Raw genomic sequence first — 14267 nt, forward strand, 5'->3', positions numbered from 1 at the left:
CGCAGCCCCATCACCTACGAAGCCACACTCGAAGCACCACCAACTACGCTGGCATCAGCCGCATAACCCGTGTTCAGGATTCGGGGTCAAGGCCCTGTTGCTGATTGGTTGAGAGGCCGGTTGAGCGGTTCGAGTGGGCTGGCCAGGCTGTTTGAGCTGGGATTGTGCCGTCTGTGCTGAGTGAGGCCGGGTGTGTTGTGGGTAGTTCTGGCGTGTAAAGGCCTGGTTGGTGTTTGTGCTGGTCAGGGCTGTTCTGCCTGTTCGGCGGGTGGGGTTGGCGGGTTGGGGTGCGGGGGCGGTGGTGGGTTTCGGCGAGGTGGTGGAGTTGTACCGCGTCGAGTGATCGTTTGGTGATGTGTTCGGTGCCGGCGCTGACGGCGGTGATGGCGGCTTGGCGGTTGAGCCTTGTGAGGGATCCGATGCGGCCTGCGGTGCGCTGGTGGAGGTAGGTGTGGTGGCGGGGGAGGGTGCCGGGTTTGTGGTGTGGGAGGTCGGGGTTGTTTTCGATGTCGGTGATGACGTTGCGGAAGGGGTGGCGGGTGCCGTGGCGGGCGGGGAGGGGGCTGCAGGTGATGAGGGTGGCGTGGCGCGTCCGGCGAGTTGGGCGCTGCGGGTGCCGGTGAAGAGGGGTGTGTCGGTGACGTTGATGCCGGCGTGGACGAAGGTCGGGGGGAGGCGTTCGGTGAGGTCTTTCAATAGGTCGGCGGTTTGGGCGCCGGTGGTGGTGCGGGGGTTGAGGCGGTGGATTTCGTCGATCATCACCAACTGGACGCCGGCGGTGGTGTAGGTGTGGCAGACGGCGTCGGTGATCTGGGTCTGGGTCATGCGGGTGGTGGTGGGGATGCCGAGGTAGCGGGCGAACTCGGTGATGAGGGTTTTCGCGGTGGCACCGGGCGGGACGAGGACGTACGCGATGGGGACCGCGGTGTGGGCTGACCTGGGCGGTGCGGGGTTTTTGCGGGTGTGGGCGAGGTGGCAGGTGCGGCCGACGTTCAGGAGGGCGGTTGTTTTCCCTGCTGCGGCGGGTCCGGTGACGATCAGGGAGGGCCGGGCGGTTGTCTGCTGGTGGCGGCCGAGGATCATCAGGGTGCGGACCTGGGTGGCGAGGGCGCTGATGGCGGGGTGCGGATGGTGACGAAGCCGGAGTGGTAGGCGAGGCGTTCTTCGGTGCTGCGGGGAGGGGCGTCGGGCTGGGGCGGGGCTGGCGGGGTCGGTGGTGGCGAAGCGCTGCCAGCCCTGCCAGGTGGTCAGCGGCCAGGACGGCTCGGCCGCACCACTGTCGTCCGCGCCGGCTGGTGTGCTGCTCGGGTTCGGCGAAGTGGGATGTGGAGTGTTTACCACTTGTCGGCTTCCTCGTAGGCGTCGTAGAGCCCGAATCCGGCGGCCGGGGCGGGGCTGAAGTAACTACGAATCGCCCCATCGACGGTCGGCAATGACAGGAGGGATGCCATCAGTGCCTTCGTCTCGTCAGCGGGCAACGAACCCGAGATGCGTGATGCTGGCAGCCACGCTCGCCACCTTCACCTCCACGACGACTTCGCCCCTCGTCCATTTCGTCGTCGCGCCGTCGGGCGCACCCAGCGTCTGCAGGAAGGCCCCCGGCAGCCGCTCACGGTCCATTGCCTCTGGGTAGAAGGCCACCATGCACAGCTGGCCACGATCGTTGAAGGCGTACTGCGTGGGCATCACGATCCCGCAGAACGATTCCGGTCCCCGGCCGGTGACCCACCACTCGCCGTTCTCCTGTGTGGCACCGGGGAACCGCGCCTGGAATTGCGAAACCGTGTCTCCCCACGCCAGGCCGTTCCAGCCTCTTTCGATCGCGTTGGGATGCGAGACCGTCGGCGGTTCGTCGACTGTTTCGCGCCGAAAGGTGGGGATGAAGCGCGAAAGGCCACGGCGCTGCTTTCTCGTCCCGGGCGTCTCGACGTCACTGATCCCGGCACCATCGATCTCGACGTTACTGATCACGGATGTGAGGGGTTGTGGCAGCCAGTCCTCGCTCGCGTCCGCTGTGGCGAACGTGTCCAGGATCTCGGCCATCGCCGGCCGAGCGGTCGGTTCTTTGGCCAGACAGGCTGCCACCAGACCGCGTATCTCGTGGTCGACGAGCGACAGATCGGGAGTCTCCTGAACAACCCGGTACAGCACGGCGGCAGGATGCCCATCGCCGAACGGGGCAGTGCCGGTTGAGGCGAAGGCCAGTACTGACCCTAGCGAGAACACGTCGCTGGCGGGACTGATCTCGGTGTCACCGCGCGCCTGTTCCGGGGACATGTACGCCGGGGTTCCGGAAATGACGCCGGTGGCCGTCTGAGAGGTGGCCTCCAGTGCGCGGGCGATACCGAAATCGATGATCCGTGGCCCATCGGCGGCCAGGATGACGTTGCCCGGCTTCAGATCGCGGTGGACCAGGGCGCAGTCGTGGATGGCGATCAACCCCTCGGCCAGTCCCGCCGCCAGCACCCGCAGCGCCTTGGCCGGCAGCGCGCCGTGCTCGGCGACCGCCGCATGCAGCGAGGGCCCCGGCACGTAGGCACTGACGAGCCAGGGGCGGTCCGCGTACGGGTCGGCGTCGACGATCTGAGCGGTGAAGAAGCCGCCCACTCGCCTGGCCGCTTTCACCTCGCGGGCGAAGCTCCGCCGGAACCCCGCGTCCGATCCGTACTCCGGGCGGATCAGCTTCACGGCTACGGGCCGACCACCTGCGGAGTATCCGAGGAAGACCTGCCCCATGCCACCGGCGCCCAGCCGGCCCACCAGCCGGAAACCGCCCACTCGATCCGGATCGCTCGGCTGTAGAGCTTCCATCGGGACTCCCCGTCATCGGCCAACATCCCCTGGAATGGATCTTTTCAGATGAGAATGATCCGTGCACGGAATCGACGGCGGTCTTCGAGTATCTGCCCGGACACGTCAGGACGCCTTCTCGGCACTCCCGGCGGCGGAGTCTCGTTTCCCGCCAGCCGATGATCAACGAACTTGCGCACGGCGGGAGATGATGCACTCGGGAAAGCCGCTTGAGGACCTCGTCAACGCGGATGGCTCACGTTCGTCGCGCCAACCGCCACGAGGTGCGGAACTGTGAGACGCGCGGCGCCTGCTCGAAGTCGTCTTCGGTTCTGAGACTGCAACAACCGGGGACGTCTGTTCTCTGGGGTCGAAGGCGACCCGGCAACAGCCGCTCGATTGCAGGAGCGGCTGGCGTCCGCCGGCCTCCCGGCCCCGGAGCGGGACCAACGAGAGGTTCACCACGCAGCGCTGGCCGTTGTCAAGGAGTTCTTCGGGCTCTCGCTGCCGAAAGATCCGATCGCGAGCGGGACGCTCCCGGCCGTGCTGCTGGGAACCGGCGTAATCCGCAGCCGGGCCGGCACGAGGCCACCGAAGGGTGTTCTCACTTCTCGCGAACGTTCGCCGGGCGGCCAGCCCTCGTACGGTCTCGGACCTCGTCGACAACCGTTCCTGGATTTCACCTACGCAGCAACCCGGCGGGCTACGAACGCTATCGGAACTGCGTGCGCCCTCGGGCTCACGCTGGAGGGCCACGAGGACCGGGCTGGCGGGGACGCAGCGGGCAGCGCAACGGACTGCCTCTACAACTCGGGGCTACGGCTGAAGGAGGACGGCTCACTGCTGCTGGTCGAGCGCCCGCCGGACGACCCAGCCACGGCTTCTGTATATCACTGCGTGATCGGCGTCGTCCTCGCTGAGTATCCGGTGCACGTCGAGAGCCACCTTGCGGTGTGCCATCCACGCCGACGTACGCCCGATGTTGGCCCCGTGCTCCGTCGGCTTCCACTTCGCCGCCGTCTCGTTCATCCCCCGAACTTCCTCCCTTATGGCAGAACAGGCCAGGAGACTGGCCCAGGGTGAGCACGAGGGAGAATTTCACAGGCGCGATCTACGAGTTCCCCTGCACCTCTTCCTCGAGGTCGCCGATCCCGCCTTCCTCGGCCCCCGGCCGACGTCGGCGTGCACGAGGACGCGGACCTCGTCGTCACCCGACGTACGGCGGGGTTCGCCGGGACCGCTGGAGAGGAAGAGCGCCGCGATCTCCTCCGCGGCCACCAGGGCAGCCGTCTCGCGGCCCCGGATCTCGATGGTGCGATGCCCTCGTTGCCATACCTGTGAGTATCTGTCAGGGGCGTTCTCAGGTAGCACTTTGTGCTGCGGTGTCGGGATCGACGCCTCGGTGCCGTAGACGCGCGCGGACCCTCTCCCACCGCTCAGCGGGCAACTGCCACCCGATCGCCGATCCGGTGTCACTCGCGGAGAAGGAGACTCCTGATCCCGTCGGCCCCCAGATCTCTGCGGAGATGGTGTGCGGCACGAGGGTGATGAACCATTCGCGCTGTTGTTCGTCTGTCAAGTCCAGGACGACGGCGGTCTCCCCTTCCCGAGCCCCCGTTGTCCCGGCGATAGCGGTGAGGGTGGCCTGGGCACCCGAAGGCCAGGGGAGGTCGGAAATGAGATCAATGTCCGTCGAAGCCGCGTCAGGTGCCACCTCCCGAATCACCTCTTCCACCACTGCCCGCGCTGATTCGAGGGCGGTGCCTTCCGCAAGGAGGAGGTCAAACGGACGCGGCCGCTGGCCATCGCGGCTTCCAAAAGGCCGCGCGAACTCGCTGAGTGCGCACAAGAGTGAGCGTTCGGCAGGCATCGAGCTGTTGTCTCCTCCGGTGAGGTTGTGCGCGGATCGTTTCATCGATTGCGGTTGCCGGGTGCGTGGTTTTCCAGGGGGCTCCGGATTCGGTGGCGATGAGAGTGGCGCTCTTGTCGTGGTAGCCGAGTGCTTGGGCGATGACGGGGCCGGGGCCTGGAGGACGAGCCGGCGGACGGCGGAGGTGCGGCTTTCCCGACAGGGATGCCTGGTTCGCGAAGTGCGTCGCGCAGGGTGGCGGGGAACATGGGCTAGCTGTTCTGTCCTGGGAGGTTGTGGACGGGTGATGGACGTCTCGGCTGAGGCGTCTTGAATGGGTGAGGGCCTTCCGGGTTCGGTGTGGATTGCGACATCTCCACCGAACGACAGAAGGCCCTCATGCCCCACCGTAATGCACCGCTGACCGAGACCGGACGGCTTCGTCTGGCGCGATGCGTCGTCGAGGACGGCTGGCCGCTGCGGCGGGCCGCGGAGCATTTCCAGGTCTCACCCACGACGGCTCAGCGGTGGGCGGCCCGCTACCGGGCCCTGGGCGAGGCGGGCATGGCCGACCGCTCCTCGCGCCCGCACCGCAGCCCGCGCAGGACCCCGACCCGCACCGAGCGCCGGATCATCAAGGTCCGGATCCTGCGCCGCTGGGGACCGGCCCGCATCGCCCACCTGCTGGGCCTGGTCCCCTTGACCGTCCACCGGATACTCGTCCGCTTCGGCCTGGCCCGCCTGACGCATCTGGACCGGGCCACCGGCCGTGTCATACGCCGCTACGAACGCGACCGCCCGGGCGAACTCGTCCACGTCGACATCAAGAAACTCGGCAACATCCCCGACGGCGGCGGCCACAAGGCCCTGGGACGCCAGGCGGGCCACAAGAACCGCTCCAGGGCCGGCTACAGCTACATCCACACCGCCGTCGACGACCACTCCCGCCTCGCCTACAGCGAGATCCTCACCGACGAGAAGAAGGAGACCGCCACCGCCTTCTGGAAACGGGCACACGCCTTCTTCACCGCCTGCGGGATCGCCGTCGAACGCGTCCTCACCGACAACGGCTCCTGCTACCGCTCACACGACTGGCGGGACACCCTGGCAGCAGCCGGGATCACCCACAAGCGAACCCGGCCCTACCGGCCCCAGACCAACGGCAAGGTCGAACGCCTCAACCGCACCCTGCTGGAGGAGTGGGCCTACGCCCGCCCCTGCCGATCAGAGCAGGAACGACGCGACGCCTACCCCGGCTGGCTCCACACCTACAATCACCACCGAGGACACACCGCACTCAAAGGCCAACCACCCGCCAGCCGCGTCCCCAACCTCACGGGACAGTACAGCTAGCTCGCGCGGCCGTCGAGTCCTCGTTCCGGCTGAAGGGCGAAGCCGTCGAGGTTGCCCTCCCCGAAGACCGGCGACATGGTCAGACCTGCGAACACACGCTGGAACCAGTTGCGCTCCACCTCGGCCATGTGCTGAACGAGACCGAGCAGCGTCATCGACGACGGTGACGCCGCAGCAAGCCGTAATTGATCACCTTTCAGGCCCGAACACTTCAGGGCGAGAGTCGCACGGTGAAAGTCCAGCCATGCTTCCAGCATGGTGCGCTCGTCGGCATGCGCGGGCGGGATCGGCCGTCCATCCGGTGTCGTATTCATGAGCACACCCTGGCAGCGGCGGCCATGGACCACGACCGTCTTCGCTGGCGACGAACACGTGTCTCGCCCGTCTTTCACGGCGGGTCAGTGACATCAAAACTCACTGACATTGATCTTGCTGAGCGATACGAGGCGACTCCCGGAACCGCCTCCAAATGACTCCCTCACCAAGTGACACAGCCACGGGGGCTACTCGGTCGGCCCGGCCTTGGGGCCGGGGGTGCTGCCGTACGTCGTCCTCAGGCTCTCGTGGGGAAGGTTTGTGGGGGGTGCTGTCGGTTCGATGCCGTGTGGCCAGAGCCGTGCCCATACGGCGTCAGAGCTGGGGTGGGAATAGGCGGCGTCTCCCCGGTCGAGTGCATCAAGGGCGGGACGGGCCGCTCCTTCGATGTCGTGGGCTTCGTACCGGAGGCGGGCGATGTTGGCGAGGGCTTTCGGGTGACCGTACGCGTCGGCTGTTTCCCAGAGGTCTGCGGCGTGCTCCCTGTCGCCGGCTGCTTCGCGGCTCGCTGCCAGATGGGCCAGTGCGTCGGTGAGTCCGTACTCGGCTGCGGCTCGCGCTGGACGTCGTCCTGGAGGCGCTCGACCGCGTCCAGGAAGCACTCTCGGGCCCCAACGGGATGGCCATCCTGCTATGGAACCGCGCCGCTGCAGCCGACTACAACGCGATGTGGCCGACATGGGAAGAAGACTTCAGCGACCACGTCATGGGCCTGCTCAAGATCCACCTCGGCGGACAACGCATCATCCTCGATCGCGAGGTCCAAGTAGACCGCCCGGGCGCCGGAGGAGGCCGCACCGACATTCATATCCAGGCAGCCGACCCCTCCCACGACACCGAGCCGTTCACCGTGGTCATCGAAGCAAAAGGCTGCTGGAACCGGAGCCTGCCCACGGCGCTCGCCTGACTGAGGGCCGCGGCCCACCGATGCTCCGCCGTGCCCGGCCTCGCCCGGTCGGTCTCGGCCGGCGCGCAGGAAGGCGCGTGCAGGAACCAGCCCGTCTGCAGGTGAGTCCCGGTGAGTCAGACGGGAAGCGAGACGCGGTTCGGTGCTGTGTCCGGCTTGGGGCGAGGTTGGTGCGGTGGCGATCTGGGGTCGGCGGCCGTCCACGGGAGACGAGTCTGCTCAGCGCGTGGCCACCCGGAAGGTGCTGAGTACGGCCTTGTGGTCGGTCGGCCAGGTCCAGGTGGGCTCCCAGAATCTGTCCCTGCCCGACTCCTTCACCCGCTTGCTGCGCACGATGGTGCTGGACGGCCCGACGATGACGCTGTCGAGCAGCCGGATCCGCTTGTCCGGGTGGTAGAAGACGAAGTCGATCCGGTCCCGCTCGTCGGCCTTTGGCGCCCAGGTGAGCTGACCGACGTCGGTACCTGTGTTGTCGCTCGGCCAGGTGAAGCCCGGCGTGCGGACGGGGTCCGGGTGGATCACGCGATAGCTGTCGCGGAAACCGGCGTCCTCGATTGCCTTCGTTGTCGACCACGTGACGACGGCGCCGTTGTGGTCGAACAGGTGCTGGGTCCGATGGTTCCAGTCCCGGTGAGAGGGTTCGTTGAAGTCGCCGGCCAGCAGCGTGAGCCGGCCCTTGGCCCGCTCCTTCGCGGCGTCCGCGAGCACCGTCCTCGTCACCTTGGTGCGTCCCGAGGCCGCGTTGAGCCGCGTGATCAGGTCGACATCGGTGATCGGACCGGTCGGGATCTCGCCCCAGCCGTACTCGGAGGTCTCCAGGGGCGACGGCGTGCCGCCGCCGTAGCCGCGCGGCAGGTAGTTGACGTAATAGCGGTACTCCAGGTGCCCGGAGTAAGCCGCGACCTCGGTGCCGTCGACCGAGACGACCGCCTTCGACCAGTACGGGAACGACGCGTGCTCGATGATCGGGTAACGCGAGATCACCGCTGGATCGACCGGGTTCTTGTTGTCGAAGTAGGTCAGCCCGCGCTCGGCGAGATCGGCCAGGAGATTGGCCACCCGCTCCGGGTTCGACTCGCTGAGCATCACCACGTCCGGTTCGACCGCGGCGACGGTGTCGGCGATACCCGCCCGGCCTCCCGGCACCCGGCTGCCGCCGAGCCAGATATTGAACTGCATGACCTTGAGCTTTCGGTGCGAGGGCCTGCCGTCCTTCCGCTCATCCTGCGGGGCGGCCTCGGCCGTGCCCATTGCCAGCACTCCCGCTCCGACGGTCGCGCCGACCATCCCGAGCAGCTCGCGACGCTTGACCATCAACGACCTCCAGTCATTGCCATGCATCCATGGCCCGATCACGATTCGACACGGGCTGGGAGAAAGTGTTGAGGCCTCTCGTGCATGACACATGAACCCAGGCGCAACGTCAGATGTTGAATAATCAACAGCTGTGGGTAACGTCATCGCCGTGCTACCGGTGGACAGCGCACGGGCGGTCCGGGCCTGGAGCTTCGAAGACATCGCGGCGGTGGAGCAGACCGCGCCTCGTTCGAGGCCGCCGCCAAGATGGCCGCCAAGCTCGAGGACGGCATCCGGGACGGTGCCGTTGCCCACGGCCCCCGGCCACAGCCCACCCCGGCGACGGCCCCGCCGTCGCACACCCAGCAGCTCGGCCCGCCCGCGCAAAGTCGCCTTGTGACCTCAGCGCCGCCCCACGCCGACGACTCCTGGGAAGAGATCTTCGAGGTCAGCGTGCATGCCGGTTTGGGCAAGCTTCGCGTCGATTCCTTCGAACAGGGAGCAGTCGCCGCCCTGCCTCTTCTCAGCACGGCCCGGCCTGGAACGAACCAACACCCCCAGCTCCCACCGTCCGTCTCCACACAGCCTTCGACCGGCCCGCCCCCCGAGGCCCGCCGTCACCTACGAGCTCGACTCCCGCTTCACTCACGGACCTCGCATGCGTACCAGCAAACTCACCCACAGCTGGGGCGGCCCACAGCCCCCCGCCCTGATGCAGGCCGCACCCCCTCCGGACTGCCCATCCGAAACCCCCGCCGCTAGAACTCCCCACCCCTCACACCCGGGCGCAGCGCCCTTCCGCCCTGCGGAGCGGGGGTGGACCAGGGCAATGGGGTACTGGTGCCCGGTTGTATACGGATACGGGCGGGTGGGCGGTGGCCCATGGTCCGCTTCCGCCCCGGTCGGGCGCACCGGCAATTGCGGAGTCCGTGACGCGGGGCGGGCGAGGCTCCGCGTCACAGCGGGCCTGCACGGCTGGGCCCGGCGTACTGCGGGACAGTGCCGCGGCCGAGCCCGCCGTGACGCCGGTTCCGCCCGGAGGCGCCTTCGCGCGGGTGGAACCGGGGTGCAGGTGGCTCACTGCTCCGCGGTATCGGACCCCTCGCCGCGGAGCCTCCGCTCAGGTCCGCCTGCCGGGGCCTCTCGCTGCGAAGGGCCTCTGTGTGTGCTGCCGCCGGGCCCCGGAGAGGCCATGTATGCGCCGAAGTCCGCGCACGGCAGGGGCTCGGTGCCCTCGGGACGGGTGCGCAGTCCGTCGAGGAACAGCCTCAGGTAGCGCCGCCACAGGCCGGGCTGGGTCGTGGCGTCCGTGACCGCGGCCAGCATCTGCTGGATCATCAGCATGTCCCAGGGCTCGGCGTCGGCCCTGAGGGTCCCCTGCCGCTTCGCCCGCTCGACGGTGAGGTCGAGATGCTGTCGGAGCTGCTCCCGGGCCCGCAACTCGACGGACGCGGTCCGGTCGGTGTGAAAGAGGACCTCTCGCAGTCCACGGTCCAGGGCCTGGAGTTCTGCGATGCGTTCCAGGCCGGTCGTCAGTCCGCGCCAGGCGTCGGGATCCGCGGCACCTTCACGGGTGGCTTCCTCGATCCGGATGAACATGTCCTTGAAGACCGCATCGATCACCGCCTGCTTGTTGGGGAAGTGGCGGTACGCGGTCCCCACGCCGACCCCGGCGTGACGGGCGATCTCGTCCAGGGTCGCGCCCAGGCCGCGGTCACGGAACACCTCGCGCGCCGCGGCGATGAGCCTGCGCCGGTTCAGTTCGGCGTCACGCCGCATTCGGGGCCGGGCCGGCGCGCCGCTTCCGCCGGTTTCGCCCGGCTCGGCGGATCCGCCTGGTTCACCTGATTCACCTGCTGTGCGGGGCGGTGCCATGTGGCGGATCTCGCTTTCACGGGAGTGCGGGAGGCGACCCGGCTGATTGTACGGCTGTGCCCCGCACGCCATCAAAGGAACCGGAGGTGTCATCTCCGTTTCGTGTACAGTGAGCCCCAGAAGAGGAGATTCTATCTCCGTTTATTTGGGCTGCCCTGAGACGACCCACGGGAGAAACTGTGCTTCCACATCACGACAAGGCCACCGGACCCGATGCGACACAAGGACGGCGACCGTCGCGACGGCGGGCGAAGGGCCCCGCTCTCCTCGCTGTCACTCTGGTGACCGCGCTCGCACTGACCGCTTGTAGCGCCGACGACTCCTCGGACGGGTCCGCCGCCTCGCCATCCACGGCGTCGCCGCCGTCGTGCCCGACCGCGGAGATGGCCGCGCCCCAGGGCAGTGGCATGCCGAGCGGCATGCCAGCTGACGGAGCTCAGAGCCTCGGCCAGGCGACCACGATCAAGGAGACCGACAACAGCACCAGTACTGTCATCGACCCGCAGGGTGCCGCCATCACCTGCGACACCTCGGCGGTCACGACGGTCAACGACATTACCTACTCCACGCCGACCACCGACGGCACCCAGACGGAGCTCAAGCTCGACATCCAGACGCCCAAGGAGCCCTCCGAGGCCAGGCCCCTGGTCGTGTACATCACCGGTGGCGGCTGGCAGCGCGCCGAGCGCACCGGCAACCTCGACCAGCGCACCTATGTGACCAATCAGGGCTACGTCGTCGCCAGCATCCAGTACCGCACCACCGTTGACGGCGCCACCTATGCAGACGCCCTGACGGATGTGAAGTCGGCGATCCGCTATCTGCGCGCCAACGCCGATACCTACAACATCGACACCGATCAGGTCTTCGTCTGGGGCCAGTCGGCCGGCGGCTACCTTGCTTCCATGGCGGGGGGCACCAACGGCGACGACACCTACGACGCCGGGGACAACCTCGACCAGAGCAGCGACGTCCAAGGCGTCATCGACGAGTTCGGCCCGGCCAACCTCTCGAAGATCGCGGACGACTACGACCAGGCCGCCAAGGACACCAACTACGCCGCCGGCAACGCCGCCGCCCAGTGGGTCTACGGCCCTGGCACCACGAAGTCGACCGAGGAGTACACCAGCCAGGTCGCCGCAGCCGATCCCGCCACCCACATCACTTCCGCCACCGCACCCTTCCTCCTCATGCACGGCAGCGCCGACCCGCTCGTCTCACCCAGCCAGACGCTCAGCCTCTTCAACTCCCTCACGGAACAGGGCATCGACGCCCAGCGAGTGGTGCTCACTGGTGCGGGCCACGGAGACATGGCCTTCGGACCCGCCGCAACGGCCTCCGAGGACAGCGAGAGCGTCCTCCCCTGGTCCACCGAGGAGACCATGGGCTACATCACGGACTTTCTCGCCAGCCACACCGGTTAGCCATCTGAGGGCCCGCCCTGCTTGTGCAGGGGTCTTCGGCGACAGCAGGCAGGACTCCTCGACGGGCGTGGAAGCCGAATCAGCTCGGGGTGGTCTCACCGCTGGTGCGCGGGCCGAAGACCGCGTCGATCACGGCCCGGGACCCCCTCCCGCCGACACGCGTCGGGCCTGATGAGACGGTGCTGCGCCACGGCCGTGCGGCCCGGACTCCGCCCGGGGACGGCTCTCGTGAGCCGGAGTGTGACGGTTGCCGGGGCGCCCGCGACCACGGGTTGTCCCGGCCGGGGAACCGTGGCGTCCCCATCTGCGTGCTGATGGAGCATGGTCCGCAAGAAGAAAGTGGTACCCGCACTCGCCCATCTCGTAGGGGTCGGGGCAGTCGGCTGCCTGATCACCGGCGTCCAGTTCGTCGCGGTGATCACCGAAGTCTTCGCCGGCAACGCCGGTCCGCCCGTGGCCGCCCTCGTCGCGGTGACGCTCTTCGCGGTGCCCCTCCTCGCGGGCTACGCGCTCTCCGCACGCTCCATCGTGCCGCTCACCCGCCGGGCGTGGGGTCTGTGGGGATGGGCAGCGGCGGTCTACGGACTCGGAACGGCAGGCGCCATCGGAGCCGTAGTGATACACCACCGGGTCAACGATGAGGGGAACGGCCTAGCGGCACTGTATTTCTCGGGAGGTGTCTGCTACGCGCTCGCCGCCGCGTTCTTCCTCCCGGGAACCCGGACCCGGCTGGCCGCCCTCGCCACCGCGGCCGCCCTCGCCGCCAGCGGCGGCTACGCCTCCTGGCAGGCCGCCCAGCCGCCCACCCCCGACGAATGGATCGCCGACAACCGTGTGGACCGCGCCCTGCTGCGCGTCGGCGAACCACCGACCGGCTACGCACTCCACACCGCCGGGGCGACCGAGCAGAGGTTCGGAGTCACCTACACCCGGCCCGGCTCACCGGATCTCCACCTCGGCGTGGAGCGCACCGGCGCCGACACCCGGCGCCGCGACGCACGCGGCTGTCCCGTTGCCTCCGGCGATCCGATCCGGTGTACGGACGACGGCGAAGGCCGCCAGCTGGTGGCGTACGGCGGCGACGCTGCACGCCACGAACTGGTGCTGCGCCGCGACGGCCTGGTCCACACGGTGACCATCTACGGAAACCGGGCCGATCTGACCGGGGCCCGGCACATCCTGCTGACGCTGCGGCCCGCCACCGACGAAGAGCTGGTGACAGCTCGCTGGCCCTGACCATCTGCGGGAAAGCCAGACCGGCCGGCCTCGAAGAGCACGAACCGGACGGTGTCCGCGTGCCGCTGTGCCGCCAGTGATCTGCGCCGGGCGGCGCGGGGCATCGCCTACTCACCAACTCGGCGTGAAACCCGTGATCGCCCGCCGCGGCACCGAGCATGGCTCCGGACTGGGCACCCAACGCTGGGTCGTGGAACGCGCCTTCGCCCATCTGCACGGGTTCCGCCGCCTGCGAATCCGGTGGGAGATCCGCGACGACATTTACGTAGCCTTTCTCACCCTCGGATGCGCACTCATCTGCTGGTGGCGGCTCGTGTCATTGCCACCGACGGGGTGATGCACGGGGGTCGGGGGCCCTGGCCAAGGCGGTCCGTCGATGCCGCTACGATCCCGCTCCATGGAGAACGAGGAGCGGGAGGCGGCACCGGTGTCGGGCGGTGTCGAGCTGGCCTATCTGCCGACCCGGGCCGACATGGCCGAGGCCCTGCGCGCACGGTCTGGTTTCCCGCACACCGGTGGCGTCTTCCATTGATCGCCGGGCTGATCACGGCGGCCGTTCTCGTGGCTCTGCTGATGCTCGCGGCGCCCAAGGGTGTGACCGTGCTGGTGGCCGCAGCCCTGTGCCCAGTATTGGGGAGTCTCGTGGGCGGGTGGGTGAACCAGCTGTACCGAGTGCGACAGATGACGAGGTACGCGCGTTCCCAGGGTGAGTACACCATGCGGGCGGACGACAACGGCGTGCATGCCGCCACGGCACTCGTGGAGACCACGATCCCCTGGGCGTCGTTCCGCCACTACATCGAGACGGCGAACCTCTTCATTCTGGTCATCGGCGACAAGGTGGGCGGAATGGCCCTGCTGCCGAAGCGCGGACTGCGCGGTGGAGCGGCCGTCGACGGGATACGGGCGGTCATCGCGCGGCATCTCGAACCGCTTCCGTCCAGCGGCTGATCAGGCGGCGACACCCCGCGACAGATAACTGGTCCGCGGGGCCGGGACATCCCCACGTGGTCGATCCTGTGGCCCGCTCCGGACCTGATCCGCCACCCGCCCCTGACCTTCGTGTTCGCCGAGGACGTCTCCGAACCGGTGCTCCAGCGGCGGATCGACGCGGTCCGCGACGCTGCCCGCGAGGACTGGGCAGTGCCCTGGACCAGCTACCAGGGATACGTCTCGGGGGCGGGGGAGGAGGACGGCTGGCGCGAGTACGGCGATGTCGTCC

12 protein-coding genes and 3 pseudogenes are annotated in these 14267 nt (G+C 68.3%); 7 read left to right on the top strand and 8 right to left on the bottom strand.

The features are described from left to right. Window positions 1–54: 54 nt before the first annotated feature. From ACFYT4_RS33780 to ACFYT4_RS33795, 4 genes are all read right to left on the bottom strand, one after another. A complete protein-coding gene (locus ACFYT4_RS33780) occupies window positions 55–1083 on the bottom strand; it encodes a TniB family NTP-binding protein (protein ID WP_389277957.1) in 1029 nt (342 codons plus the stop codon). 384 nt (window positions 1084–1467) lie between these two features. Continuing rightward, complete coding sequence (locus ACFYT4_RS33785; protein WP_389277961.1) at window positions 1468–2811, bottom strand: serine/threonine-protein kinase; 1344 nt, start codon at window positions 2809–2811, stop codon at window positions 1468–1470. A gap of 816 nt (window positions 2812–3627) precedes the next feature. Beyond that, on the bottom strand, window positions 3628–3819 hold the full coding sequence (locus ACFYT4_RS33790) for a hypothetical protein (protein ID WP_389277964.1): 192 nt from the start codon (window positions 3817–3819) through the stop codon (window positions 3628–3630). Between the two features lie 331 nt (window positions 3820–4150). Further along, window positions 4151–4660, bottom strand: a complete 510-nt coding sequence (locus tag ACFYT4_RS33795; RefSeq protein ID WP_389277967.1) for a hypothetical protein — start codon at window positions 4658–4660, stop codon at window positions 4151–4153. 378 nt (window positions 4661–5038) lie between these two features. On the opposite strand from ACFYT4_RS33795, the gene ACFYT4_RS33800 reads away from it, so the two are divergent. Then, the gene (locus ACFYT4_RS33800) at window positions 5039–5992 is read left to right on the top strand and encodes an IS481 family transposase (protein WP_389277969.1); all 954 of its coding nucleotides are present in this window, start codon (window positions 5039–5041) and stop codon (window positions 5990–5992) included. A gap of 11 nt (window positions 5993–6003) precedes the next feature. On the opposite strand, the pseudogene ACFYT4_RS33805 reads toward ACFYT4_RS33800, so the two are convergent. Next, window positions 6004–6306: pseudogene (locus ACFYT4_RS33805) on the bottom strand (DUF664 domain-containing protein); the annotation flags it as partial. 620 nt (window positions 6307–6926) lie between these two features. On the opposite strand from ACFYT4_RS33805, the gene ACFYT4_RS33810 reads away from it, so the two are divergent. After that, on the top strand, window positions 6927–7214 hold the full coding sequence (locus ACFYT4_RS33810; RefSeq protein ID WP_389278046.1) for a hypothetical protein: 288 nt from the start codon (window positions 6927–6929) through the stop codon (window positions 7212–7214). A 219-nt stretch (window positions 7215–7433) separates the two neighbouring features. Here ACFYT4_RS33810 and ACFYT4_RS33815 read toward each other — a convergent pair whose 3' ends face one another. Both ACFYT4_RS33815 and ACFYT4_RS33820 read right to left on the bottom strand, forming a co-directional pair. After that, on the bottom strand, window positions 7434–8528 hold the full coding sequence (locus tag ACFYT4_RS33815; RefSeq protein ID WP_389277972.1) for an endonuclease/exonuclease/phosphatase family protein: 1095 nt from the start codon (window positions 8526–8528) through the stop codon (window positions 7434–7436). 1059 nt (window positions 8529–9587) lie between these two features. Next, complete coding sequence (locus tag ACFYT4_RS33820; protein WP_389277974.1) at window positions 9588–10289, bottom strand: TetR/AcrR family transcriptional regulator; 702 nt, start codon at window positions 10287–10289, stop codon at window positions 9588–9590. A gap of 515 nt (window positions 10290–10804) precedes the next feature. On the opposite strand from ACFYT4_RS33820, the gene ACFYT4_RS33825 reads away from it, so the two are divergent. Then, window positions 10805–11809 (top strand): prolyl oligopeptidase family serine peptidase, encoded by a 1005-nt coding sequence (locus ACFYT4_RS33825; protein ID WP_389277976.1) that lies wholly within the window; start codon window positions 10805–10807, stop codon window positions 11807–11809. A gap of 321 nt (window positions 11810–12130) precedes the next feature. Then, the gene (locus tag ACFYT4_RS33830) at window positions 12131–13045 is read left to right on the top strand and encodes a hypothetical protein (RefSeq protein ID WP_389277979.1); all 915 of its coding nucleotides are present in this window, start codon (window positions 12131–12133) and stop codon (window positions 13043–13045) included. Here ACFYT4_RS33830 and ACFYT4_RS33835 read toward each other — a convergent pair. Next, a pseudogene (locus ACFYT4_RS33835) lies at window positions 13013–13149 on the bottom strand (RacP protein); the annotation flags it as partial. The gene ACFYT4_RS33830 and the pseudogene ACFYT4_RS33835 overlap by 33 nt on opposite strands. Between ACFYT4_RS33835 and ACFYT4_RS33840 the strand changes: the two are divergent. From ACFYT4_RS33840 to ACFYT4_RS33850, 3 genes and pseudogenes are all read left to right on the top strand, one after another. Then, window positions 13116–13382, top strand: a pseudogene (locus ACFYT4_RS33840) (transposase); the annotation flags it as partial. The pseudogenes ACFYT4_RS33835 and ACFYT4_RS33840 overlap by 34 nt on opposite strands. Before the next feature lie 39 nt (window positions 13383–13421). Continuing rightward, window positions 13422–13577, top strand: coding sequence for a hypothetical protein (locus ACFYT4_RS33845; protein WP_389277982.1), 156 nt, complete (start codon window positions 13422–13424; stop codon window positions 13575–13577). Continuing rightward, the gene (locus ACFYT4_RS33850) at window positions 13574–13996 is read left to right on the top strand and encodes a YcxB family protein (RefSeq protein ID WP_389277985.1); all 423 of its coding nucleotides are present in this window, start codon (window positions 13574–13576) and stop codon (window positions 13994–13996) included. The genes ACFYT4_RS33845 and ACFYT4_RS33850 overlap by 4 nt, the downstream gene beginning before the upstream one ends. The last annotated feature ends 271 nt before the right edge of the window (window positions 13997–14267 follow it).

Source organism: Streptomyces sp. NPDC004609 (genome assembly GCF_042873655.1).
Classification (GTDB): domain Bacteria; phylum Actinomycetota; class Actinomycetes; order Streptomycetales; family Streptomycetaceae; genus Streptomyces.

Coding starts and splice junctions, on each gene's coding strand:
- ACFYT4_RS33780 (WP_389277957.1), bottom strand. CDS start 1,083: ATGATCCTCGGCCGCCACCAGCAGACAACCGCCCGGCCCTCCCTGATC.
- ACFYT4_RS33825 (WP_389277976.1), top strand. CDS start 10,805: ATGCCAGCTGACGGAGCTCAGAGCCTCGGCCAGGCGACCACGATCAAG.
- ACFYT4_RS33790 (WP_389277964.1), bottom strand. CDS start 3,819: ATGAACGAGACGGCGGCGAAGTGGAAGCCGACGGAGCACGGGGCCAAC.
- ACFYT4_RS33815 (WP_389277972.1), bottom strand. CDS start 8,528: ATGGTCAAGCGTCGCGAGCTGCTCGGGATGGTCGGCGCGACCGTCGGA.
- ACFYT4_RS33820 (WP_389277974.1), bottom strand. CDS start 10,289: ATGCGGCGTGACGCCGAACTGAACCGGCGCAGGCTCATCGCCGCGGCG.
- ACFYT4_RS33795 (WP_389277967.1), bottom strand. CDS start 4,660: ATGCCTGCCGAACGCTCACTCTTGTGCGCACTCAGCGAGTTCGCGCGG.
- ACFYT4_RS33800 (WP_389277969.1), top strand. CDS start 5,039: ATGCCCCACCGTAATGCACCGCTGACCGAGACCGGACGGCTTCGTCTG.
- ACFYT4_RS33785 (WP_389277961.1), bottom strand. CDS start 2,811: ATGGAAGCTCTACAGCCGAGCGATCCGGATCGAGTGGGCGGTTTCCGG.
- ACFYT4_RS33845 (WP_389277982.1), top strand. CDS start 13,422: ATGCCGCTACGATCCCGCTCCATGGAGAACGAGGAGCGGGAGGCGGCA.
- ACFYT4_RS33810 (WP_389278046.1), top strand. CDS start 6,927: ATGGCCATCCTGCTATGGAACCGCGCCGCTGCAGCCGACTACAACGCG.
- ACFYT4_RS33830 (WP_389277979.1), top strand. CDS start 12,131: ATGGTCCGCAAGAAGAAAGTGGTACCCGCACTCGCCCATCTCGTAGGG.